Origin of the sequence: Streptomyces sp. NBC_00316 (assembly GCF_036158715.1) — a bacterium.
Taxonomy (GTDB): Bacteria; Actinomycetota; Actinomycetes; order Streptomycetales; family Streptomycetaceae; genus Streptomyces.
In genome coordinates, this window is the sequence record NZ_CP108023.1 from 4,047,473 (window position 1) to 4,070,707 (window position 23,235).

Here is a 23,235-nt window from a genome sequence, read left to right on the forward strand (position 1 = left end):
CCGTTTGCGATTGGGGCCGTATGTGAGGGCCGCGGTCCGGCCGGAGGAACCGGGTGCGCTGCGCACTCTCCGTTGCGTACGGCAGGGCCGGCCGGCGGTCATGGGCATGAACGTGCCCGTACCGCCGGCGGGGCGGGCCGTCATCCCACCCCGCCGGCGGCTTCGGGCGGACCTCAGTCGGCGAGTGCGCCCATGGGGTCCCAGGCCGGCAGGACGATCGGCGGCTCGTCGAGGGCGGCGGCCAGTTCCGGCGGCAGTGCGGAGCGCCGCACCGCGACCTCGAAGACGTGCTCGCCGAACCACGAGTCGTTCATGGTCCAGAAGCCCTTGTCGGCCTTCTCATCGCCCCAGCTGTTCTCGACCCGCCAGCGACGCGGGGCGCCGTCGACCACATCCACGCCGGTCAACAGCATCGCGTGCGTCATCTGGGTCTCGTGGTGGACGAGGCGTGCCGCCTTGTCCAGCTCGAACGACGTGTCGTAGACGGCCTCGTAGTCGAACAGATCGGCGTCCCAGATCCCGAGGTCCGCACGCATCATCCGGGCCACGTCGCAGCCGAACCAGACCGGCTCGCCGCCGACGATGGCGTCCATGCTGAGGCGCTTCAGCAGGTCCATCTCCACGTTCAGGTAGACCACCGGCGGAGCTTCGACGACATTGCCCAAGTACTCGACGGTGAAGGTGCGGCCGACCGGACTCGACTCCCTCGGGTCGTGGACGATACAGACGTAGTCGTCGAGGGAAATCTGCACGTACGACTTCGCGAACTCGGCCGGCGTCATCCAGCCGGCGCGGTGGAACTCCTGGTCCTTGTCCCGCCACTGCCACAGGAACCGCTGCGGCGGTGTACCGAGATGGATGCTGAGTACGCGGTGGACGGCGGCCAGCACCTCTCGCTTGAGCACGCGCTGCGCCTCGGCCCCCTCGGCGGCCGTCCGGCGCAGATCCCGGGCACCCTTGCGGAGCAGGCTCTTCAGGGCCCGGTTCATCGGTCCCGTCGCCGACGAGCTGTTCGTCTCCGGCATCGCCGACTTCGGCACCAGGCCGTGCTTGGCGACCAGCGCCACGAACATGTTCCACTGTCCGCCGTCGCTGATGGGGTCCCCGAGCAGGTGCGCCACCGTCCGGTCGTCGACGTCTCGGTCGGAGGTCTCGATGACGGCCTCGAGGAAGTGGTTCGCCCGCTCGAACTTGTCCCACCAGAGCAGGTAGTTCTGGGAGAACTCGAAGTCCTTCACGCCGAGCTTCTGTGCGGCGCCGACGCGCAGCAGGTTGAGCCCGGCGAACATCCAGCAGCGTCCGCTCTGCTTCTGGTTGGTGACCTTCCAGTCGTCCAGGTGGTGGGAGACCGAGTGGTCGACGGCGGTCACGATCCGCCGGTCCAGGGCGATGTCGTCCACGGGCGTCTGGGTCACGGCGTTCTGCATCAGCCGGTTCGCGGGCCGAGAGGCGAACTCCTTCTCGAAGACCTCGAACTGCGCCGGGGTGAGACTGCGGTCGGTGGCCTGAGGGGAGTGAGGGTGTCCGAACGTCACAGTATCCGCTTCCAGTTCTCGAGTCGGCCCGTGTTCGCGCGGGCCCGGGGCAGGCGGGAGGGAAAGCGTTCTCACCGTCGCACGGCCGTTCGGCCGCAGTCAACGGAGTTGCCCACGCGATCGGCGAGGCGACCTGCCGTGACCTGCCGTGACGCGCCGAGCGCGCAGCCGCCCTCGCCCGTGGCGGTGGCTCGCACCGGTGGGCCCCCGGCCGGTCGACACCGCCGCACGCGTCGAGCTCGGCACGCGGTGGCCAGCCGGCACCCGGTCCTGCCGCCCACCCGGCCGGCGCAGGCGCCGCGGTGGCGACCGCGGACCGGGTGGGGTGCGCCGGTCAGCACGTGCCGGCCGGGCCCTCGCGCCACAGCCCACGGCGGGGTGAACGGAGCGGCCCCCGGGCAACCCGCCGGCCACGCGTGGATCGCGGCGCGCTCACCGCTCCGGGAACCGCTCCCCGCACCTGCTGCAGAACACCGGCGCCGAATCCTCCGAGAGGCGGCCGCAATCGGGACAGACCCGGTCCAGCATGCAGGGACCCTCGCCGCCTTCGTACGTCACCGGGACCTCGACCGAGGGCTTGATGGTCAGGCCCGGACGGCGGCGGTGGACGGTCAGGTACGACAGCCCGTCCGGGCCGGCCACGAGGGCCCGGCGGGACGTGCGGGGCAGCCGGACGACCGTGGTGGGGGCCAGTTCCAGGAACTCCTCACCCATGACCACGCGACCGGTGCCCGCGACGACGACGAGCAGCACGTCCAGGACGTCCTCCTGGTGCTCCCCCACCTCGGCGCCCGGCGGCAGCCGTACGAGATTGGCGTCCAGGTCCCGCCCCTGATCGGCCAGTCGCCACAGAGCCCCGCGCTGCTCGGGGGCGGCGGTGGCGAGCAGTTCGTCGAGTACGGCCAGGACGCGCGGGATCGAACTCATGGCAGTCACGCTACGCCCCGCCGCGAGGTGGGCCCCTTCGGCCCCGTTGATCACCGCACGAGCCGGCCAAGGCATGGCCGGGCGCGGCGCAGGCCATGCTCGACGGGGCACGGCGCCCGGGCGGGCAACCAGCCGGGCGGTCCTGGAGGCGCTGGACCGGTTCGCGTCACGGTGGCGGGCGCTCACCGGTCACCCTTGCTTCGAGCGGACTCGAAGGCGTTGGCTTGGTGTCCATGAAGTACACGCAGCTCGGACGCACCGGACTCAAGGTCAGCCGCCTCGTCCTCGGCACCATGAACTTCGGCCCGCAGACCAATGAGGTGGACAGCCACGCCATCATGGACTCGGCGCTGGACACGGGTCTGAACTTCTTCGATACCGCGAATGTCTACGGCTGGGGCGAGAACAAGGGCCGCACCGAGGAGATCATCGGCACCTGGTTCGCCAAGGGCGGCGAACGCCGCGACAAGGTGGTCCTGGCCACCAAGATGTACGGGAACATGGCCGCCGACGGCGAAGCCTGGCCCAACCACGACAAGCTGTCCGCCGTGAACATCCGGCGCTCCGTCGAGGCGTCGCTGAAGCGGCTTCAGACGGACTACATCGACCTCTACCAGTTCCACCACGTCGACCGGAACACCCCCTTCGACGAGATCTGGCAGGCGATCGACGTCCTGGTCCAGCAGGGCAAGATCCTTTACGCGGGTTCGTCGAACTTCGCCGGCTACAAGATCGCCCAGGCCAACGAACTGGCCGCCCGGCGCGGCTCGTTGGGCCTGGTGAGCGAGCAGTGCATCTACAACCTGATCGAGCGCCGCGCCGAGATGGAGGTCATCCCGGCCGCGCAGGAGTACGGCCTCGGCGTCATCCCGTGGTCCCCGCTGCACGGCGGCCTGCTGGGCGGTGTGCTCAAGAAGGAGCGCGAGGGCACGGCCGGACGTTCGGCCTCCGGCCGCAGCGCGGACGCGCTGAAGAACTCGGCGCAGCGCGAGAAGATCCAGGCCTACGAGGACCTGCTCGACAAGCACGGCCTGGAGGCCGGCGAGGTCGGCCTGGCCTGGCTGCTCACCCGGCCCGGCGTGACAGGACCGATCGTCGGACCGCGCAACCAGGAGCAGCTGGACTCGGCACTGCGGGCACTCGACCTCGAACTCTCCGCGGAGGTGCTGGCGTCGCTGGACGAGATCTTCCCGGGGCCGGGTCCGTCTCCGGAGGCGTTCGCCTGGTGAGGGTGGCCTGACGCGCTCTCAGTTCCTTTCCGGCGGGCCGTCCGCCGTCCCGTCCCCGCATCGGGGGGCGAGGACGGCGGACGGCCCGTTCGGCTTCTGTCCCGGAGTGCGGCTCAGCGGGCCTCGAGGTCCTCGAGCGTCGCCCCGAGCCAGCTCAGTTCCGCCTTGCTGGTCGCCCGGGCGATCATGAGGACCCCTTGGCGGAACGGGTCGTCGAACGCCTCGGCGCCGAGCGGTCGCACACCGTCGGAGTCGTAGAAGAAGCTGCTCGGCTCCTGCAGAAAGCCGAGCCTGCGCCGCAGCACGGCGGCCTGCTCGGCCGGGGACGCCAGGTGGCGCAGGAAGGCGAGCACGGTGAACCAGCGGTTCTCGTCGCTGATGTCCACCTCGTCGGCCTCGCGCAGGCGGCGCCGCAGCTCCTCGCGCCCGTCGTCGGTCAGCGTCAGCATGTGGCGGGGCGCGGCCCTGCTGCCCGGCTCGGTCCGGCGCTCCAGCCAGCCGGCACGCTCCAGGCGCTTGATCGCCGGATAGAGCGTCCCGTCCGCGATGGGGCGGACGTGTCCGGTGAGGTGGGCGACCCGACGCTTCAGCTCATAGCCGTGCAGCGGCTGCTCGTACAGAAATCCCAGGATGGCCAGTTCCAGCATGTGCGTATCCTCTCCGATTTCCGCTCACCCTATACATCGAGACCGATGTATAGTCGTGTCGATGCTTTGTCCGGTGCACGGCAAGGAGGATTCATGCAGAACGCTCAAGTGACGGCCGACGGTGCGCGCATCAGGTGGGTGGAGCTCCCCGGCGGCCCCGGCTCGTCCCGCACCCAGGTCTTCCTGCACGGCCTCGGGGCCTCGTCCGGCCCGTACTTCACCGCGAGCGCCGTCCATCCGCTGCTCGCCGGGCACCGCTCGCTGCTCATGGACATGCTCGGCTTCGGCATCAGCGACCGGCCCACGGAGTTCGGCTACACGCTCGAGGAGCACGCCGACGCGATCGCCGCCGCGCTCCGGGCCGCCGATGCCGGCGCCACGGACGTCGTCGCGCACAGCATGGGCGGCGCGGTGGCCATCGTGCTCGCGGCACGCCATCCGGACCTGGTGGCGCGGCTCGTGCTGGTCGACGCCAACCTGGACCCGGTCGCCCCGGCCCCGCCGCGGCCGGGCACCAGCGGGATCGCCGCCTACACCGAGGAGGAGTTCCTGGCCGGCGGCTGGAAGGACATACGCGACCGGGTGGGACCCCACTGGTGGGCGACCATGCGCCTCGGCGGCCGCGAGGCGCTGCACCGCAGCGCGATGAACCTCGCACGCGGCACGACCCCGACGATGCGTGAGCTGCTGCTGGAGCTGAGGATCCCGCGCACCTACCTGCGGCCGGAGGCCGACGGACCGCTGCCCGGCGGGGACGCGCTCGTCAGGAGCGGGGTGCGGGTCGTGGCGGTCCCGGAGTGCGGGCACAACATCATGCTGGACAACCCCGAGGCGTTCGCGAAGGAAACCGCGCGGGGACTGGAGCTCGCCTGACGGGAGCCGGGATCAGGGGCTCAGCTGCCGACCGCGGCTGCCACGGCGACAACGGCGAACATCAGTACGAGCACAACGGCCATGATGCGGTTTCTGGTTTTCGGATCCACCCATCGAGCGTAACCGCACCCCTCAGTGCCCCAGCGACCAGGAGGCGACCACCTCGTACCGCGGCTGCTCCCCCGGCACTCCGGCGACCGGCAGATTGCTGCGTACGAGGGCGACCTCGCCGACCACCCACGGTGTGCCCTCGAAGGCGTCCAAGGCATCCACGTAGGGGTGCAGGTCCGCCTCGGTGCGGCTGCGGGCGAGGGTGAGGTGCGCGGTGTAGCGGCGGTGCTCGTCCATCGGGATGCCGGCGCGGCGGGCGGCGGCGTCGGCACGCTCGGCGAGGAGCCTCAGCGTGTCGAGGTCGCCCGCCGCCCCGGCCCACAGCACATGGCCGTCGAACCGGCCGCCGCGGTGGATGCGCAGCGGGAGCGGCTCGGTGCGCCGGGCGGCGCGCTCCAGCCGCTCGCGCAGATCGGGCAGCAGCGCGTCGTCGACGGCGCCGAGGAAGGCGAGCGTGAAGTGCCATGCGTCGGTGCCGGTCCAGCGCATACGGTCGGCGCCGGGAAGGCTGTGCAGCGGGGCGACGGCCCGGCCGAGCTCCGCGATGGCGGAGGCGGGCGGCAGGACGGCGACGAAGAGTCTCATGCGGCTCATGAGCCGAGTGTCGCACCGGACCGGAGTGTTCCGGTCACCGTGCGTATCGTTGTCCTGCGCGGCTGCCCGCGCCCGTGCGACAGCGGGGAGGAGTGGCACGACGACCGTCGTGGACACCGACAGGATCGCGACGGCCGTAGGACGCGCCGGCCCCGCCCTCCGTACCGACAGGCCCCACCCGTGACTGAAGCGCCCTCTGCCACACGAAACGGCCCCGACCGGTGTCCCCCGGTCGGGGCCGTGCCACGTTCCGTACGGATGGCCCTCAGGCCGCCGTCGCCAGCTGCGGCTCGCGGGGGACGAACCGCACGTGCGGGTGGCCCGGTCGCAGGTCGACCTTGAGGCGCAGACCGCCGGCGCGGGCCAGCATGAGCCCGACGCCGAGCGCGGCGAGCATCGAGAACGTGCCACCGACCGCCATGGCGGTACGTACGCCGTACGTGTCGCTGAGCCAGCCCACGATCGGGGCGCCCACCGGCGTACCCCCGGCGAAGACCATCATGTACAGGCTCATCACCCGGCCGCGCATGGCCGGGTCGGCGGCCATCTGGACGCTCGTGTTCGCGCTGATGTTGGTGGTCAGGCCGATCATGCCGATCGGGAGCAGCAGGATCGCGAACAGCCAGACCGACGGCGACATGGACGCGATGATCTCCAGGAGACCGAACGCCGTGCCCGCGGCCACCAGCATCCGCAGCCGCGAGGAGCGGCGGCGGGCGGCGAGCAGAGCGCCGGCCAGCGAGCCGGCCGCCATGAGTATGTTGAAGAACGAGTACATCCCGGCTCCGCCGCGGAAGATCTCGTCGGCGAAGGCGGTGAGCCAGATCGGGAAGTTGAAGCCGAACGTGCCGATGAAGCCGACGAGGACGATCGGCCAGATCAGCTCGGGGCGGCCGGAGACATAGCGCAGCCCCTCACGCAGCTGCCCCTTGGCGCGCGGCACCACGACGGCCTTGTGGAGTTCGTTCGTGCGCATCAGGAGCAGGCCGACGAGCGGGGCGCCGAAGGACAGTCCGTTGAACAGGAAGGCCCAGCCGCTGCCGACCGTGGTGATCAGGACGCCGGCGACGGCGGGGCCGATCAGCCGGGCGGACTGGAAGTTCGCCGAGTTCAGGCTGACCGCGTTGCGCAGCTGGGCGGGGCCGACCATCTCGGAGACGAAGGACTGGCGGGCCGGGTTGTCCACCACGGTGACCATGCCCAGCAGGAAGGCGATCAGATAGACGTGCCACACCTGGACGGCGCCGGAGAGCGTGAGGACGGCGAGGGCGATTCCGCACAGTCCGAGCGCCGTCTGGCTGACGAGGAGGAGCCTGCGCTTCGGGAGGCGGTCGGCGATGACGCCGCCGTACAGGCCGAAGAGCAGCATGGGGAGGAACTGGAGGGCCGTGGTGATACCGACGGCGGTGGCGGACCCGGTGAGGCTCAGAACGAGCCAGTCCTGCGTGATGCGGGACATCCAGGTACCGGTGTTGGAGATCACGGCGCCGGTGGCGAACAGGCGGTAGTTGCGGATCTTCAGCGACGAGAAGGTCCCGCCGGTCTTGCTCTCGTGGGTGGACGTCGGTGCGGGGGCGGAGTCTGCTCCGGATCCCGTACTCAAAAGGGTTCGCCTCCTCGGGCGTGGGCTGCGTGCGGACTGACGGGGATGCGGCCGTACAGGCGGTGCACCGGCGGTCGCCCGGCCCACCGCCGTACCGCTACAGGTGGGCGAGCTTCTCCAGCACGGGCGCGGCCTTGCGCAGCGTCTCCCACTCGTCCTCGTCCAGGCCTTCGGCGAGGGTGGCCAGCCAGGCGTTCCGCTTGGAGCGGCTCTCCTCGAGCATGGCCTCGGCCTGCTCGGTCTGGCTGACCATCTTCTGGCGACGGTCATCGGGGTGCGGTTCCAGTCTGACCAGTCCCTTGGCTTCGAGCAGCGCGACGATACGGGTCATCGACGGAGGCTGCACATGCTCCCTGCGGGCCAGCTCACCGGGGGTGGCGGAACCGCAACGGGCGAGCGTGCCGAGCACCGACATCTCGGTGGGGCTCAGCGACTCGTCGACGCGCTGGTGCTTGAGGCGCCGGCCCAGCAGCATCACGGCGGAGCGGAGGGAGCTCACGGCGGCGGCACTCTCGCCGTCGTGGATCAGGTCAGGCATGTTCATTAGAGTAACTCATTACCTACTCTAAGGACCACTCGGATGATGCACTCGTAGCGAATCGATCACCCAAATGAGTGAGTGAGATCCGGAAAGTGACGCAAAGCGGCCTCGGAGGCCGTAACCCTGCTTGCCATGGGATCGACAGTGCTCAGCCTGCGGATAGACGGTGAGCTGCTCGACCGGCTCCGGCAGCACGCCGCCAGACGCGGAATGAGCGTCCAGGACTATGTCGTCCGGACGCTCATTCGCGACGACTTCGACGAGCGCTTCAAGGCGGCCGTGGAAGAGACGGAGAAGTTCTACGGGGCGGACGGACCGGGTGAACTGATCGGCCCGGGCGTCCGCCCCGCAGAGGGTGACGAGTGAAGGGTTACGACGTCAGGCCGAGGGCCGGCATCGCGTAGTAGAAGACGAAGACCGCCGACACCACGTACATGGCCACCGGCACCTCGCGCCCACGGCCGGCCGCCAGGCGCAGCACGCAGAAGGCGATGAAGCCGATGCCGATGCCGTTGGTGATCGAGTACGTGAACGGCATCATCAGCATGGCCAGGAAGGCCGGGATCGCGAGCGTGTAGTCGCTCCAGTCGATGTCCCGGACCGACCCCGCGGTGATCAGGAAGCCGACCGCCAGCAGCGCCGGCGTGGCGGCCTGCGACGGAACCATGGTCGCCAGCGGCGTAAGGAACAGCGCCACCGTGAACAGCAGACCGGTCACCACGCTCGCCAGGCCGGTGCGGGCTCCCTCACCGACACCCGCCGTGGACTCCACGAAGCAGGTGGACGCCGAGGAGGAGCTCACACCGCCGGCGGCGACCGCGACGCCGTCCACGAACAGCACCTTGTTGATGCCGGGGAAGTTGCCGTCCTTGTCCATCAGCCTGGCCTCGTCGCCGACACCGAGGATGGTGCCCATCGCGTCGAAGAAGCAGGACAGCAGCACGGTGAAGACGAACAGGATGCCGGTGAGCAGACCCACCTTGCTGAAGCCGCCGAACAGGCTGACCTGGCCGATCAGCCCGAAGTCGGGGCCGGCGACCGGGTTGCCCGGCCACTGCGGGACGGTCAGGCCCCAGGCCCCGGCCGGCAGGTCGGCAATGGCGTCGATGACCAGCGCGACGACCGTCATGGCGACGATCGAGATCAGGATCGCGCCCGGCACCTTGCGGACGATCAGCGCGAGGGTGAGCAGCGCACCGAGGATGAAGACGAGGACCGGCCAGCCGTTCAGGTGGCCGTCGATGCCGAGCTGAAGCGGCACCGTGGTGTGCGCGGCGTCCGGGATGCGGGAGACGAAGCCGGAGTCGACCAGGCCGATCAGCAGGATGAAGAGACCGATACCGATCGCGATGCCCTTGCGGAGCGACTTCGGTACGGCGTTCATGACGCGTTCGCGCAGCCCGGTCGCGACGAGCAGCATGACGACGATGCCCGCGAGGACGACCATGCCCATCGCGTCCGGCCAGCTCATCCGGGGAGCGAGCTGCAGGGCGACGACGGTGTTGACGCCGAGACCGGCGGCCAGCGCGATCGGCACATTGCCGATGACACCCATCAGGAGCGTGGAGAACGCGGCAGTCAGCACCGTGGCGGTGACCAGCTGGCCGCTGTCGAGCTGGTGGCCGTACATGTCCTTGGCGCTGCCGAGAATGATCGGGTTCAGCACGATGATGTACGCCATCGCGAAGAACGTGGCGAAGCCGCCGCGGATCTCGCGCGCGACCGACGACCCCCGCTCGGAGATCTTGAAGAAACGGTCCAGGCCGCCGTGCGGCTGCGGCGCCGCCGGTTGCCTGGAGTCGACCGAAGCGGTGGCCGAGGGGGACATGTATGACCTCAGTCGTGCGTAGTGGGGGGAGAAAAATAGTCAGCTTTGGACTTTTGCACGAATAAATCGAGACAGCCGTAAGCAGATTCAGTATGAATACATAAGCCGAAGATCGCTATCTCCGCGCGTAGACCCTTGGGCCGACTGGCCCGAAGGCCTCCGGATACGGGCCGCATACACTGACCCCATGGCGAAGTGGACACCGACACACGAGGCACCCGAGCCCCTGGAGGGGCCCGTCGTCGCCACCATCACCGGCGGAACGATCCTCTGGTTCGTCCTCTTCCTCGTACAGCTGCCGTTCTACGGCTGGTTCGACGACCACGGGCACACCTGGTGGGTGTGGACGTGCCTGGCCGGTGGCGGGCTCGGGCTGATCGGCATCTGGTACGTGCGGGGGCGCGACGCGGCGCTGAAGCGGGCGGCGGCCGCGAAGGACGGAACGGCCGGCGCCACCGGCGGCGGCCACTGACCCCACCGGCCCCAAGACGCCGGCTCGAGCTCACCGGCGCGAGTTCCTGACGCGCACGAGCAGCGAACGCCAGGGACGACCACCCGACTTCCTGCCGCGCCGGGCCGCGCCCCCCTGCTCCTCCGGTCCGATCCTCGGATCCCCGGCGGGTGAACCGGGCATTCCGCCCGTACCGTCGGAACCATGACGCAGCGGGCACTCAATTCCTCCGGGGGTCAGACACCCGGCCGACCCCGACCGGTCCCGATCGACGCCGGATCCGAGCTCGACCCGGTCCACCCGATGAGGCTGCCCGCTTCGGCCGTGAGCACCAGCGGGCTGACCGCGGCCGAGGTCTCCGAGCGGATCGCGCGCGGCGAGGTCAACGACGTACCCGTCCGCTCGTCCCGGTCCATCGGCGAGATCGTCCGCGCCAATGTCTTCACCCGGTTCAACCTGATCATCGGCGTGCTCTGGCTGATCATGCTGTTCGTCGCACCGTTCCAGGACAGCCTCTTCGGCTACGTGATCATCGCCAACACCGGCATCGGCATCGTCCAGGAGTGGCGGGCCAAGAAGACCCTCGACGGCCTGGCCGTCATCGGCGAGGCGAAACCCACGGTCCGGCGCGACGGGGTCGCCTCCGAGATATCCACCTCCGAGATCGTCCTCGGCGATCTGGTCGAGCTCGGTCCCGGTGACAAGGTCGTCGTGGACGGCGCGGTGGCCGAGGCCGACAGCCTGGAGATCGACGAGTCGCTGCTCACCGGCGAGGCCGACCCCGTACTGAAACTGCCCGGCGACCCGGTGATGTCCGGCAGCTTCGTCGTCGCGGGCGGCGGCGCGTTCTCCGCCACCAAGGTCGGCCGCGAGGCCTACGCCGCACGGCTCGCCGAGGAGGCGTCCCGCTTCACCCTCGTCCAGTCCGAGCTGCGCAGCGGCATCAGCACGATCCTCAAGTACGTCACCTGGATGATGGTGCCGACCGCGATCGGCCTGATCATCAGCCAGCTCGTCGTCAAGAACACCGACCTCAAGGACTCCATCGCGCGGACCGTCGGCGGAATCGTCCCGATGATCCCGGAGGGCCTGGTCCTGCTCACCTCGGTCGCCTTCGCGATCGGTGTCGTACGGCTCGGCCGCAAGCAGTGCCTGGTGCAGGAGCTGCCCGCCATCGAGGGCCTCGCCCGGGTGGACGTCGTCTGCCTGGACAAGACCGGCACGCTCACCGAGGGCGGCATGGACGTGACCGAGGTGCGGCCGCTGGGCGGCGCGGACGACCCGTACGTACGCCAGGTGCTGGCCAATCTCGGCGCGTCCGACCCGAGACCCAACGCCAGCCTGCAGGCGATCATCGACGCCTACCCCTCCCCGAACGGGGAGGCGTGGCGCTGCACGGAGGCCCTGCCGTTCTCCTCGGCGCGCAAGTACAGCGGCGCCGCGTTCGACGAGGGCAGCGGAAAGGCGTCGAGCTGGCTGCTGGGCGCACCCGATGTGCTGCTGCCGGACCACGACCCCTCGCTCGGCGAGATCGAGCAGCTCAACGAGCAGGGGCTGCGGGTCCTGCTGCTGGCCCGCGCACAGGGGGAGCTGGAGGGGCCGCAGAGCGCCGCCGGGGCCGAACCGACCGCACTGGTCGTCCTGGAGCAGCGGCTGCGGCCGGACGCCGGGGACACGCTCCGCTACTTCGCCGACCAGCGGGTCGCCACGAAGGTCATCTCCGGGGACAACGCCATCTCGGTCGGCGCGGTCGCGGGCAAGCTGGGCCTGCCCGGCGCCGAGCACACCATGGACGCACGCCGGCTGCCCGCCGATCCGGACGACATGGCCTCCGCCATGGAGGAGCACACGGTCTTCGGCCGGGTCACCCCGCAGCAGAAGCGGGAGATGGTCGCGGCCCTCCAGTCCCGCGGCCACACGGTCGCGATGACGGGCGACGGGGTCAACGACGTGCTGGCGCTCAAGGACGCCGACATCGGGGTATCGATGGGCTCCGGCTCGGAGGCGACGCGCGCGGTGGCACAGATCGTGCTGCTCAACAACAGCTTCGCGACCCTGCCGTCGGTGGTCGCCGAGGGCCGCCGGGTCATCGGCAACATCACCCGGGTCGCCACTCTGTTCCTGACGAAGACCGTCTATTCGGTGCTGCTGGCGATCCTGGTGGTCTGCTTCCAGGTCGAGTACCCGTTCCTGCCCCGGCATCTGACGCTGCTGTCGACGCTGACGATCGGCGTCCCGGCGTTCTTCCTGGCCCTCGCGCCCAACAAGGAGCGGGCCCGGCCGCACTTCGTCCGCAGAGTCATGCGGTACTCGGTGCCGTCCGGCGTCATCGCGGGCGTCGCCACGTTCGTGACGTATCTGATCGCCCGCCACTACTACACGGGGCCGGGTTCGCTGGACGCGGAGACCAGTGCGGCGACGCTCACGCTGTTCCTGGTCTCGATGTGGGTCCTCGCGATCATCGCCCGCCCCTACACCTGGTGGCGGATCGTGCTGGTCGCGGCGATGGGCGGAGCCTTCCTGATCGTGCTGATCGTGCCGTGGCTGCAGCAGTTCTTCGCGCTGAAGCTGGTGGGTTCCGTGATGCCGTGGGCGGCGGTGGCGATCGCGGTGGCCGCGGCGACCGCCCTGGAGTTCACCTGGCGCCTGGTCAGCCGCCGCTTCCCGGTGTAGGCCGCCCGCTCACCCCCTCGGCCGCCCGCCCCTCCCGTCAGTCGAACCAGCGGTCCCGGGCCAGTTCCTCCGTGCGGGACGGGTCCTCCAGCAGTGCGGCGACCTCGAAGCGGCGCGGCCACTGGCCCGCTGCCCAGGCCAGGCCCGCCGCGACACCCTCCAGCGTGGACGCGTGGACGGCCCCGTCCGGGGTGCGGCGCCAGTCCAGTTCGACGCCGCCCGCGCGGAGCTCGCCGTGCTCGATGTACGTGTCGGGGGTTCCGGCGCCGAGCAGGATCCGTACCGGCTCCGGCACCCGGTGCTCCTCGCCCTCGGTCGTCACCTGCGCCTCGACGGTCTCACCGAGCCGCCGCACCTGGAACAGTTCGGCCAGTTCCGCCGCACGCGCGGGAGCCACCGGCAGGAGCGGCAGGCTGTCCGTCAACGGCAGCAGATCGGGAGCGTCCGCGATCACCGCGTCCGCCGCGTCGACGACCCTCACCTCGCCGTCGACCACGGCCCGCAGCTCGTCGGGGAGCGTGACCTGTTCGGGGTCGAGATCGGCAAGAGCCGTGTACAGCTCATGGAGTTGCACGGAGCCGACCGGACGGTCCCCGTCCGCGAGCCGCCCGAGGAGTTCGGCCGCGCCGCCGGGCTCGTCGAGGAGTGCGGCGACCGAGGTGCGTACCCCGAGGGCGCGCAGCACCTGGGCGTCGTCGAAGCCGGTCGCGTCCGCGGAGTCGTACAGTCCGGACAGCCTCGGGTCGCTGCCGGCCGCCCGCAGTCCCGCCGGGCGGCGGCCGTCGAGCACCGGGTGGTCGCGCAGCCACCAGGCGGTGTACGGGCGCACGGACTGCGTCGTGCCGTCCGGGAGGAGCACCCGCACCGGCTGGGTCAGCGCGTCGCGCAGCGGCGGCCGGGAGAGCAGGGCGAGCGCCTGCGGCCAGGCGTCGTCGTCCACGAGGTCGAGGTCACGGACGGCGACGAGTTCGGTGGCGACCGGCGGCACAGCGGCGTCCGGCAGCTGGTCGAGGACGTCCTCGCACCACACGTCGACGGCGTCGAGCAGCCCCGCGTCGTCGGGTTCGGCGAAGTCCCCTTCACGCGGCTCCAGTTCGTCCGGGTCGAGGACGACATCGGTGGCCCGGACCAGCGCGAAGGTGGCCAGCACGCCGCAGGCGGTCAACGGCTGCTCGCCCCAGCGGTCGGCCAGTTCCTCGTCGCAGAGCGCGAGTTCGCCTTCGCGCATGATGCCCGCGAACGGGCTGCCCGGCAGGACGAGTTCACCGGCCGGTGCGGGTTCGCCGTCCTCGTCGGGGAGGGCCAGGGCACCGAGCCAGGGCTCGTCGCCGGGTGCCAGGCCGGCGTCCCGCACGAGCGTGAGAACGGTCTCCGCGAGCTCTTCGGCGTCCAGCGCGTCCTCGTCCCACACCTCGCCCGCATCCAGCGAGGCGGCGACGGCCGCCCGCACCTGCGGGGTCGTCAGCACGGCGCGCGGGGTGGCGGGCAGGGCGCCCAGCTTCTCCAGGAGCGGGTGGGCGGCGTCCGGATGTGCGACCTTCAGCCCGAGCCGGGCCAGCCGGTCGAGGACGGAGCCGGTGAGCGCGTCGGGCAGGGGCAGCAGGACCTGCCGGGGCCCGATCGTGGTGCGCGGGGCCGCGGTGACGTCCGTCCCGTCCACCGCCTGCGTCGTCTCCGCCGTCCCGGCCAGTGGCACCGGCAGCCCGGAGAGCCGGTCCGGGTCCATGCCGGCCAGGCTGTCGTACAGCCGCCGCCACCACGCGGGATCGCGCTCCAGACCGGCGAGCCGGTCGATGGCCTCGGTCAGCGGCACCCTCGCCACCCCGAGCGTCCGCAGCTCGCTGCGGCGCTCGAGTCCCGCGGGCAGCAGGCACGGCAGCACCTCGGCGAGCACCTGGACGGTCTCGGCGCCGACCCCCTCCAGCACCTCCGCCTCGATGGGCCGCAGACCGGAGGCGGCCTCGCCGGCGCTCTCCGTCTCCGCGTCCCAGGCGTCCCACCTGTCGGGTTCGGCCGCGGGGTCGTGCGGGGCGGCGGGTTCCAGGAACGCGACGCGCGGCAGCCGTTGCAGGATCGCGCCGCGCAGCGCCCCGTCCAGCTCGCTCTTGCCGAGCGGGCCGGGCACCAGGTCGAGCGTGCCGACACTCACCGGCTGCCAGCCGGCGAGCAGTTCGGCGTACGCGTCGGCCGCGCGCTGCACGAGGAAGTCGGTGAGCGGGCCGGGAGCGGGGTGGCGGCGGGTGGTGTCCAGCGGCAGCGTCGCGATGAACAGGGCGGGGACGCCGAGGGGTTCGTCGGTGGGGGTCGGGGCGTGGACGACGGGGGCGGTACGGGGGTAGACCGGCGCCCCTTCCCCGTCCACGGGCACCGCCCAGGTCACCGACCAGTGCGGGCGCAGCCGTTCCTCCAGCGGGCGGTCGGCGAGCAGGGCCGGTTCGATCGGCCCGTGGTGCACGACCGTACGCCAGCGGTTGCGGCCGTACGCGGAGTCGTCGACATGCGTGTACGGGCCGTGCTGGGAGCGGCGCAGCGTCCGTACCCCGTCGGGGGTGTCGATGACGATCTCTTCGAGGCCGGACAGCGTCAGGAGCAGCGCGTCGTCGACGGCGGCGAGCAGCCGGCCGACGAGGTCCTCGGCGACGCCGTCGCGCAGCGGCAGAACGACGACCGTGTCGTACCCGTCCGGTGCGGTGCCCTCGGCGGGCAGCGGGAGCCGGAGCAGCGGCACGTGTCCGTCGCGGCGGCGCAGCTCGTCACCGAGGCCGGGGCTGCCGACGGCGGCCTGCCGGGCAAGGTCGCGGGCCTCGGCGAGGGACCAGCGGACACCGCCGTGCCGGCCGACGACGGCGGGCTCGTCACTGACCGCGAGCACGGCGGCGAACCCGACACCGAACCTGCCGACGGCGGACTCGTGCCCCTCCCGCTTGGCGGAGGCCCGCAGCGTGCTGAGCGATTCGACGCCGGTGGCGTCGAGGGGGGCACCGGTGTTGGCGGCGGCGAGGACGGCGTGCTCCGCGTCGCCGGAGTGCAGGGTCAGGCGCAGGCGGCCGGGTACACCGGCGCGGGCGGCGGCGTCGGCGGCGTTCTGGGCCAGCTCGACGACGAGGCGGTCGCGGTAACCACCGAGCGCGAGGTCCTCCTCGGCGTTGGCGTCCTCCCGGAACCGGGCGGGACCGGCACCCCAGGCATCGAGCACCCCGCGCCGCAGCCGTGCCGTCCCGAACGGATCGGCCCCCTCGGTCGCATTCATGCCCACGCTCTGACTCCGCTCTGTCCGGTGACGCGTCATCCCTGTGCGGCGGAGGGTGCGGGTGCACCCGTGCCGCCAGTGTGCGCCCGAAGGTACCGCGAGAGGAAAGCCGGTGCGCCGAGCCCGCTCTCGCTCGGCCCGAAAGGGATGGGGGAACTTTCGACGGGCTCGAGGTCCCCCGGCGCAGCGACACCCCGGTCGCTCCCGCGGCGCCGGGCCTCCGCCCGGCACCCGGCTCGGCCCATGCGGGACCCCGTCCGGCGCGCGATACAGAGCGGTCACCACCGTGGGCGGCGCCCGCACCACGGCGTCCGGGCGCCACACGCCCGGACCCCGGCGGCCAGGAGCGTCAGGAGTGGCCGAGATCCTCCGACGGCCCGTCCGTCTCCACCGGAACGGACCCGCTGTCCCGCGGCGGACGCAGCAGGTACTCGTCCACCTGCATCGTGTCCAGTGCATGCGGCGCCGGCTTCGGCGGCTTCGGCATCACCGCGGCCTCCGAGTGCCCACCGCACCCGTACGACAGCGAGACGACCCGGCCGTCCGCCGGGCTGAACTCGTTCGCGCACACTCCGAACGCCTGCCGCAGCGATCCCGCGATCGGCATCAGGAAGGCACATGTGTCGCAGGACGCCGGTGCCGCCTGAGCCATCGGCGTCTTCGCGCCGAACGCCTCGTCCCACCGGTCGGCCGCCGCGTGCAGCCCGTACCGGGACAGCACCCGCGCCCGCCGCATCCCGAGTTCCTCGGCGACCGCCGCGATCGAGCCGCGGTCCGTCGCCTCCGGGCGCGTCGTCAGCTCCGCGTCCTCCGCGTCGACGAGGTCGGCCAGCTCCTCCGACATCTCGGAGACCACCGAGTTCGGCGGCGGCTCGTCCTCGCCGGTGTACCCCGGCTCCAGCCGGAGATCCTCCGCCTCGGTGGGCAGCAGATCGCCGGGCCCCATGTCCCCGGGGCGCAGCCGCTCGCTCCACGGCACCCATTCCGGCGCGAGCAGCGCGTCCGCACCGGGCAGCAGTACGGCCTCGTCGAGCGTGACGTTCTTGGCACGGGAGGCCCTGGCGACCGTCACCGCCCAGCGCCAGCCCCGGTAGCCGGGCTCCTTGCACTCGAAGTAGTGCGTGACGACCCGGTCCCCTTCGGAGACCAGCGCCACATGCTCACCGACCACTCCTGGCGCGGCGGCTTCCTCGGCCGCCGAGCGTGCGAGGTCTACCGCCTCCGCACACAGGCGGTCGGGGGCAGGGGTACGGGCAGTACGGCTTCGCGTCGTAGCAGCACTCACAGGTCTCGCTTCTCTCCATACGCCGTCTCACGAGCGCGCCAGCAGATCCATCGATTTCGGGCTCAACGGTTGCGGGCGGAGCGGACCTGGGGGCCGCGTCGACGTCCACACCCGTTGTGCCTGCCTCGGGCGCGCCTTCTGCCATCCATTCTGCGGGATCGCTGAGAGGCGCGCGGCCAAGAACAACCGCCGGTGGCGCGCTACGCACGCTACCCTCTCCGCCGCTCCCCGCCCACCTGCCCGTCCCAAACGACGCTGTATCCACTGCCGTGTCCGTGTCAGATCGGACACGGGGGACGGACCGGACGGCCACCGGGAGAGACACGGAGGTGGTGCCCAGGAGCGGGTACCGGTGATCTCCACTGACCCGACAGGGCGGCACTCACCGCGCCCCGCACCGTTCTCGGTTCGTTACCGGTGGGACTGGGGCACTATGACGAAGTGGCTTCCGCCAGGTCGCACGACGGGTCCGGCCCGCTCCGCAGGACGGGCCGGACGATCGGCCATGCCCTGCACGCGCCGTTCACCGGCACCGCGAAGGGCATCCGCAGGGCGACCCACGCCCACGGCGCCGGGGAGTCCGGGCTCGGCAAACTGATCGAGCTGCACGCCGTGAACGGCGCGGGCGACGTGATGATCACGGTCGCGCTCGCCTCGACGGTGTTCTTCTCCGTGCCGACGGACGAGGCCCGCGGACGCGTCGCCCTCTATCTCGCCATCACGATGGCACCCTTCACCCTCCTCGCGCCCGTCATCGGCCCGCTCCTGGACCGCCTGCCGCACGGCCGCCGCGCCGCGATGGCGGCCGCCATGCTGGCCCGGGCGCTGCTGGCGCTCACCATGTCGGGCGCGGTCGCCACCGGCGGCCTGGAGCTGTATCCGGCGGCACTCGGCGTCCTGGTCTCCTCGAAGGCGTACGGCGTCGTGCGCAGCGCGGTCGTCCCACGCCTGCTGCCACCCGGCTTCTCCCTGGTGAAGGCCAACTCCAGGGTCACGCTGGCCGGCCTGCTGGCCACCGGTGTGGCGGCACCGATCGGGGCCGGGCTGCAGACCATCGGACCCGGCTGGCCGCTGTACGGCGCGTGTCTGATCTTCATCGGCGGCACCGTTCTCGCCTTCACGCTGCCCCCCAAGGTCGACTCGGCGAAGGGTGAGCGCCGGGCCCGGCTGGTCGACCACCACGGCCATCAGCCGCCCGCCCGCCCGGCACCGTCCACGACCGGCAGAAACGGCAAGTCCGGCAAGGTCAACGGCAAGAGGTCCGGGGAGAAGGAGAAACGGCCCGGGCTGCGGACCGTCGGACCGTCCGTCCTGCACGGACTCCAGGCCAACGCCGCACACCGAGCCCTCTCCGGCTTCCTGATCTTCTTCCTGGCGTTCCTGCTGCGCGAGCACCCCCTGGCCGGGCAGAGCGCCGCCGTCTCGCTCGGCATCGTCGGCGTCGCGGCCGGTGTCGGCAATGCCCTCGGTACGGCGATGGGCTCCTGGCTCCGCGCCCGCGGCCCCGAGGTGATCATCGCCTCGGTGCTGGGACTGGCCCTCTGCGTCGCCGTCCTGGCCGCCGCCTTCTTCTCCACCCTGATGGTCGCCGCGCTCAGCGCAATGGCGGGCTTCACCCAGGCCCTGTCCAAACTGTCGCTGGACGCGATGATCCAGCGCGACGTGCCCGAGGAGGTACGGACCTCCGCGTTCGCCCGGTCCGAGACCCTGCTGCAGATGTCCTGGGTGGTCGGCGGCGGCATCGGCATCGCCCTCCCCCTCAACGGCGTACTGGGGATGTCGGTCGCCGCGGGGATCCTCGCCCTGGGCGCGGCAGCGTCCGTACGGGGTCTGCTGAGCGCCGCGCGGCGCGGCTCGCCGCACCCCCGCGTGGCGTGAACGGAAGCGACCGATAACCTTCGGGCCATGACCGTTGCGTTCTTCTCCGGTAAGGGCCGTCGAATCGGCGTCGCTCTTGGTGCCGTGTCCGCGGGACTCCTCGTCCTGTCCGCCTGCGACAAGCCGACGCCGCTCGCCACCGTGACGGTCGGCGACATGTCGGTGTCCACCGAGGCCACCTGCTACAACGACGGCGACGCCATCAAGGCGTCCCAGGTGCAGGCCTGCCTGAACAAGAAGGCGGAGAAGTCCGTCAAGGTCGCGATGGACGACAAGGTCCGCTTCGGCGTCGACCCGGAGATCGCCGACAACGGCTGGACGCTCTTCATCAACGGGCAGCAGGCCGAGCAGGAGCCGTACAAGAGGACCTACCGGTCCATCCCGGGCAGCGCCTTCTTCTCCAGCCAGACCGGCGAGACCGCGACCAAGACACAGATCAGCATCGTCGAGACCAACGGCAAGAAGCTCACGGGCATCTGGCACTTCGAGCTCAAGAAGACCGACTGATCCCCTTCTGACCTGGGAGCCTCTCCCCGTGCGTGTACTTGTCGTGACCGCGGTCCCGGTGGAACGGGACGCGGTCACGCGTGCGTTCACGGACCGGCCGCAGGTGCTCGACGTGCCCGGCGCCGAGCTGCACCGCGCCGGCCCAGTCGATGTCGTCGCGGGCGGCGCCGGACCGGCCGCCGCGGCCGCCACGGCCGCCTTCGCCCTGGCCTCGGGGGCCGGGGCAGGAGCGGAGCCGTACGGTCTGGTCGTATCGGCCGGGATCGGCGGCGGCTTCGCGCCCGCCGCCCCCGTCGGCTCCCTCGTCGTGGCGAGCGGGATCGTCGCCGCCGATCTGGGCGCCGAGACCCCCGAAGGATTCGTGCCCGTCACCGCCCTCGGTTTCGGGCGGGACCGGTTCGTACCAACGCCCGCACGGGTACGGGACGTGGCCACCGCCACCGGCGCACTGGCCGGCGACGTCCTCACCGTCTCCACGGTGACCGGCAGCGCCGAACGCGCCGCCGCTCTGCGCACCGCCCATCCGCACGCCGCCGCCGAGGCCATGGAGGGCTTCGGGGTCGCCGAGGCCGCCGAGCAGCTGGGCGTACCGGTGCTGGAGATCCGGGCCGTCTCGAACGCGGTCGGCCCACGCGACCGGGACGCCTGGCGCATCGGCGACGCGCTGGCCGCGCTCACCGAGGCGTTCGGGAAGCTCACCCCCGTACTGGAAGGCTGGACCACCCACCATGACCGACACCACCGGCACCGCTGACGCGACCGGCGACGCCCTGCGCATCGCGTACTCGCCGTGCCCGAACGACACGTTCGTCTTCGACGCCTGGGCGCACGGCCGGGTACCCGGCGCGCCCGCCCTCGACGTCACGTTCGCCGACATCGACCTCACCAACGGCATGGCCGAGCGCGGCGAACTCGACGTGCTGAAGGTGTCGTACGCGGTGCTGCCCTGGGTCCTCGAGGAGTACGCGCTGCTGCCGTGCGGCGGGGCGCTGGGACGCGGCTGCGGGCCGCTCGTCCTGACGAAGGAGCCGGGTACGGATCTGACGGGGAAGACCGTCGCCGTGCCGAGCGAGCGGTCGACCGCCTACCTGCTGTTCCGGCTCTGGGCTGCGGACGTCGTCCCGGGCGACGTCGGCGAGATCGTCGTCATGCCGTTCGACGAGATCATGCCGGCCGTGCGGGACGGGAAGGTGGACGCCGGACTCGTCATCCACGAGGCGCGGTTCACGTACCGCACCTACGGGCTGCACAGCCTTGCCGACATGGGCGAGCACTGGGAGCTGACGACCGGTCTGCCGATCCCGCTGGGCGCCATCATCGCCAAGCGGTCGCTGGGCGCGGAGAAGCTGAAGGTACTGGCCGAGTCGGTGCGTACGTCGGTACGAATGGCCTGGGACGACCCGGAGGCGTCGCGGCCGTACGTGCTGGAGCACGCCCAGGAGATGGACCCGGCCGTGGCCGACCAGCACATCGGGCTGTACGTGAACGAGTTCACCGCTGACCTCGGCGAGAACGGCTACGCGGCGATCCGCGGACTGCTGACCCGCGCCGCGGCCGAGGGGCTGGTACCGCCCCTCGGCCCGGACGCGCTGTCGTTCGTCTGACGTCGAGGGCCAAGGCCCCTCGTGACGAAGGACCCTGGTGCTGTGACCGGAAAGGTGTGCCGGGAAGCTCGCGGCGTCCGGTGCGGTGCATCGCAAGGCGGAGCATCGCCCGCGTACTGGATGTACTCGGGCGATGCGACAACGCGGCGAGGTGCCGTGCCGGGCGGCGCGAGCCGGTGAACCTTTCCGGTCACAGCACTAGACGTCGAGTTGGTCGGCGACTGCGCGCAGCAGGCCGCCGATCTGCTTGCCGGCCGCCTTGTCGGGGTAGCGGCCCCGCTCCAGCATCGGTGTGATGTTCTCCAGCAGCGTCGTCAGATCCTGCACGATCGATGCCAGTTCGTCCGGTTTGCGGCGCTGCGCGGCCGCGACGGACGGCGTCGGATCGAGGATCGCCACCGAGAGCGCCTGATCTCCACGCTGACCTGCGACGACACCGAATTCGACACGCTGGCCGGGCTTGAGTGCGTCGACTCCGTCAGGGAGCACCGACGAGTGCACGAACACGTCGCCACCGTCGTCGCGGGAAAGGAAACCGAAGCCCTTCTCGCTGTTGAACCATTTGACCTTGCCAGTCGGCAAAGCACGCACCCCATCTCAACCCGTAAGCCGGAACCAAGCCTCAGCAGGTCAGGCCGGACCATGGTCGTGCTCCCCTGCTGGCAGAAGCCTCCACAGGTGCAGTACCCCTCGTCAAGCCTGGTCATCCGGACTGTGTCCAGAAACGGCACACTCCGGGTGAAGGGGGGATCGTCCGGCGCGGGAACTACCCTGGCGCAGTGAGTACTACACCTTCCGGCGCAGGCGACCGGCTCGTCCGGGTCGGCGCGATCCTCTTCTTCATCGGGGCACTGGCCACACTCGTCACGGTGGCCCCGCTGTTCCTCGGGACCGACCCGTTCCCGTCCTTCGCGTATGCAGTGTGCATGCTGATGGGGGTGGGGTTCCTGATCGCGGCAGCGGGTGTGGTGCGGTCGGTGTGGGCGGCGTCCCCGAAGCGGAACGCCGCCCGGTAGAGCGCCGCGCGGGAGGGCGCGACCGCCCGCGGGTCCCCTATCCGGCCCGGTAGCCGCCCAGCCACGCCGGGAACTCGGTCAGGTCCCGCAGGATCACATCCGCGCCCGCCGCCCTCAGTTCGTCCGCGTCGCACGGGCCCGTCGTGACCCCCACCGACAGCGCCTCGGCCCGCCGGGCACCGCGTACGTCCCCGGTGTGGTCGCCGACGTACACCTGGGCGCCGTGCTCGCGCAGCGCCCGCGCCTTCCCCTCCGCCCACAGGCCGCCGACGATCTCGTCGGCCTCGATCCCGAGGTGCGCCAGGTGGAGCCGGGCGTTCGGCTCGTGCTTCGCGGTGACGACGACCGTCCGGCCGCCCCGTTCGCGGATCGCGGCTATGGACTCCCGGGCGCCGGGCAGCGCCGGGGTCGGGATGATGGCGTGTGTGGGATAGATCTCGCGGTAACGGTCGGCCGTGGCGGCCACGACATCCGCCGGGAACCAGTTCGCCAGCTCGTCCTCCACCGGCGGGCCGAGCCTGCTCACGACCAGGTCGGCGTCGATGCGCGTCCCCGTCTCGGCGGAAAGCGCCTGGTAGGCGGCCTTGATGCCGGGCCGGGAATCGATGAGCGTCATATCGAGGTCGAAGCCGACCGTCAGCGGGTGCGAAGCCATGGTCCCCATTGTGCCGAGCCCGCGGATC

The 23,235-nt window shown here is 71.3% G+C and carries 21 protein-coding genes; 10 read left to right on the forward strand and 11 right to left on the reverse strand.

Annotated elements, in window-relative coordinates:
* Window positions 1-173 precede the first annotated feature (173 nt).
* Complete coding sequence (locus tag OG878_RS17990; RefSeq protein WP_328887729.1) at window positions 174-1,535, reverse strand: aminopeptidase C; 1,362 nt, start codon at window positions 1,533-1,535, stop codon at window positions 174-176.
* A 432-nt stretch (window positions 1,536-1,967) separates the two neighbouring features.
* Complete coding sequence (locus tag OG878_RS17995; protein ID WP_328887730.1) at window positions 1,968-2,462, reverse strand: hypothetical protein; 495 nt, start codon at window positions 2,460-2,462, stop codon at window positions 1,968-1,970.
* Between the two features lie 233 nt (window positions 2,463-2,695).
* Between OG878_RS17995 and OG878_RS18000 the strand changes: the two genes are divergently transcribed.
* Window positions 2,696-3,691, forward strand: a complete 996-nt coding sequence (locus OG878_RS18000) for an aldo/keto reductase (RefSeq protein ID WP_328887731.1) — start codon at window positions 2,696-2,698, stop codon at window positions 3,689-3,691.
* 113 nt (window positions 3,692-3,804) lie between these two features.
* On the opposite strand, the gene OG878_RS18005 is transcribed toward OG878_RS18000, so the two are convergent.
* Entirely contained in the window at window positions 3,805-4,338 is a 534-nt protein-coding gene (locus OG878_RS18005; protein ID WP_328887732.1) for a PadR family transcriptional regulator, read from the reverse strand.
* A gap of 93 nt (window positions 4,339-4,431) precedes the next feature.
* Between OG878_RS18005 and OG878_RS18010 the strand changes: the two genes are divergently transcribed.
* Window positions 4,432-5,211 carry an alpha/beta fold hydrolase gene (locus OG878_RS18010; protein WP_328887733.1) on the forward strand — a complete coding sequence of 260 codons (780 nt, stop codon included), beginning with the start codon at window positions 4,432-4,434 and terminating at the stop codon, window positions 5,209-5,211.
* A 132-nt stretch (window positions 5,212-5,343) separates the two neighbouring features.
* Here OG878_RS18010 and thpR read toward each other — a convergent pair whose 3' ends face one another.
* From thpR to OG878_RS18025, 3 genes are all read right to left on the reverse strand, one after another.
* The gene (gene thpR, locus OG878_RS18015; protein ID WP_328891286.1) at window positions 5,344-5,907 is read right to left on the reverse strand and encodes an RNA 2',3'-cyclic phosphodiesterase; all 564 of its coding nucleotides are present in this window, start codon (window positions 5,905-5,907) and stop codon (window positions 5,344-5,346) included.
* A gap of 274 nt (window positions 5,908-6,181) precedes the next feature.
* Window positions 6,182-7,519: an MFS transporter gene (locus OG878_RS18020; protein ID WP_328887734.1), complete on the reverse strand. Its 1,338-nt coding sequence runs from the start codon at window positions 7,517-7,519 to the stop codon at window positions 6,182-6,184.
* Window positions 7,520-7,616: 97 nt separating this feature from the next.
* A complete protein-coding gene (locus OG878_RS18025; protein WP_277327667.1) occupies window positions 7,617-8,057 on the reverse strand; it encodes a MarR family winged helix-turn-helix transcriptional regulator in 441 nt (146 codons plus the stop codon).
* Between the two features lie 135 nt (window positions 8,058-8,192).
* Between OG878_RS18025 and OG878_RS18030 the strand changes: the two genes are divergently transcribed.
* The gene (locus tag OG878_RS18030; RefSeq protein WP_328887735.1) at window positions 8,193-8,426 is read left to right on the forward strand and encodes a hypothetical protein; all 234 of its coding nucleotides are present in this window, start codon (window positions 8,193-8,195) and stop codon (window positions 8,424-8,426) included.
* Between the two features lie 4 nt (window positions 8,427-8,430).
* On the opposite strand, the gene OG878_RS18035 is transcribed toward OG878_RS18030, so the two are convergent.
* The gene (locus OG878_RS18035) at window positions 8,431-9,888 is read right to left on the reverse strand and encodes an NCS2 family permease (protein ID WP_328887736.1); all 1,458 of its coding nucleotides are present in this window, start codon (window positions 9,886-9,888) and stop codon (window positions 8,431-8,433) included.
* Between the two features lie 187 nt (window positions 9,889-10,075).
* Between OG878_RS18035 and OG878_RS18040 the strand changes: the two genes are divergently transcribed.
* Together OG878_RS18040 and OG878_RS18045 are read left to right on the forward strand one after the other, a co-directional pair.
* Window positions 10,076-10,360, forward strand: a complete 285-nt coding sequence (locus tag OG878_RS18040; RefSeq protein WP_328887737.1) for a DUF2530 domain-containing protein — start codon at window positions 10,076-10,078, stop codon at window positions 10,358-10,360.
* Window positions 10,361-10,543: 183 nt separating this feature from the next.
* Window positions 10,544-13,012, forward strand: a complete 2,469-nt coding sequence (locus OG878_RS18045) for an HAD-IC family P-type ATPase (RefSeq protein ID WP_328887738.1) — start codon at window positions 10,544-10,546, stop codon at window positions 13,010-13,012.
* A gap of 37 nt (window positions 13,013-13,049) precedes the next feature.
* On the opposite strand, the gene OG878_RS18050 is transcribed toward OG878_RS18045, so the two are convergent.
* Both OG878_RS18050 and OG878_RS18055 read right to left on the reverse strand, forming a co-directional pair.
* A complete protein-coding gene (locus OG878_RS18050; protein WP_328887739.1) occupies window positions 13,050-16,262 on the reverse strand; it encodes a sacsin N-terminal ATP-binding-like domain-containing protein in 3,213 nt (1,070 codons plus the stop codon).
* Between the two features lie 349 nt (window positions 16,263-16,611).
* Window positions 16,612-17,547, reverse strand: coding sequence for a DUF3027 domain-containing protein (locus tag OG878_RS18055; protein WP_328887740.1), 936 nt, complete (start codon window positions 17,545-17,547; stop codon window positions 16,612-16,614).
* 441 nt (window positions 17,548-17,988) lie between these two features.
* Here OG878_RS18055 and OG878_RS18060 point away from each other — a divergent pair, with 441 nt between their 5' ends.
* Genes OG878_RS18060 through OG878_RS18075 form a run of 4 tightly spaced genes read left to right on the forward strand, consistent with a single transcriptional unit; the run spans window position 17,989 to window position 21,536 of the window.
* Window positions 17,989-19,425, forward strand: coding sequence for an MFS transporter (locus OG878_RS18060; protein ID WP_328887741.1), 1,437 nt, complete (start codon window positions 17,989-17,991; stop codon window positions 19,423-19,425).
* 27 nt (window positions 19,426-19,452) lie between these two features.
* Entirely contained in the window at window positions 19,453-19,932 is a 480-nt protein-coding gene (locus tag OG878_RS18065; protein ID WP_328887742.1) for a DUF2771 domain-containing protein, read from the forward strand.
* A gap of 28 nt (window positions 19,933-19,960) precedes the next feature.
* Window positions 19,961-20,686, forward strand: a complete 726-nt coding sequence (locus tag OG878_RS18070) for a futalosine hydrolase (protein ID WP_328887743.1) — start codon at window positions 19,961-19,963, stop codon at window positions 20,684-20,686.
* A complete protein-coding gene (locus OG878_RS18075) occupies window positions 20,661-21,536 on the forward strand; it encodes a 1,4-dihydroxy-6-naphthoate synthase (protein ID WP_328887744.1) in 876 nt (291 codons plus the stop codon). Before OG878_RS18070 ends, OG878_RS18075 begins: the two co-directional genes overlap by 26 nt.
* A 198-nt stretch (window positions 21,537-21,734) precedes the next feature.
* Here the strand turns inward: OG878_RS18075 and OG878_RS18080 are convergent, their stop codons facing one another.
* A complete protein-coding gene (locus OG878_RS18080; RefSeq protein WP_037692759.1) occupies window positions 21,735-22,118 on the reverse strand; it encodes a cold-shock protein in 384 nt (127 codons plus the stop codon).
* Between the two features lie 197 nt (window positions 22,119-22,315).
* On the opposite strand from OG878_RS18080, the gene OG878_RS18085 reads away from it, so the two are divergent.
* Entirely contained in the window at window positions 22,316-22,552 is a 237-nt protein-coding gene (locus tag OG878_RS18085; protein ID WP_328887745.1) for a hypothetical protein, read from the forward strand.
* 37 nt (window positions 22,553-22,589) lie between these two features.
* Here the strand turns inward: OG878_RS18085 and OG878_RS18090 are convergent, their stop codons facing one another.
* Entirely contained in the window at window positions 22,590-23,216 is a 627-nt protein-coding gene (locus OG878_RS18090) for an HAD family hydrolase (protein ID WP_443049126.1), read from the reverse strand.
* Between the last annotated feature and the right edge of the window lie 19 nt (window positions 23,217-23,235).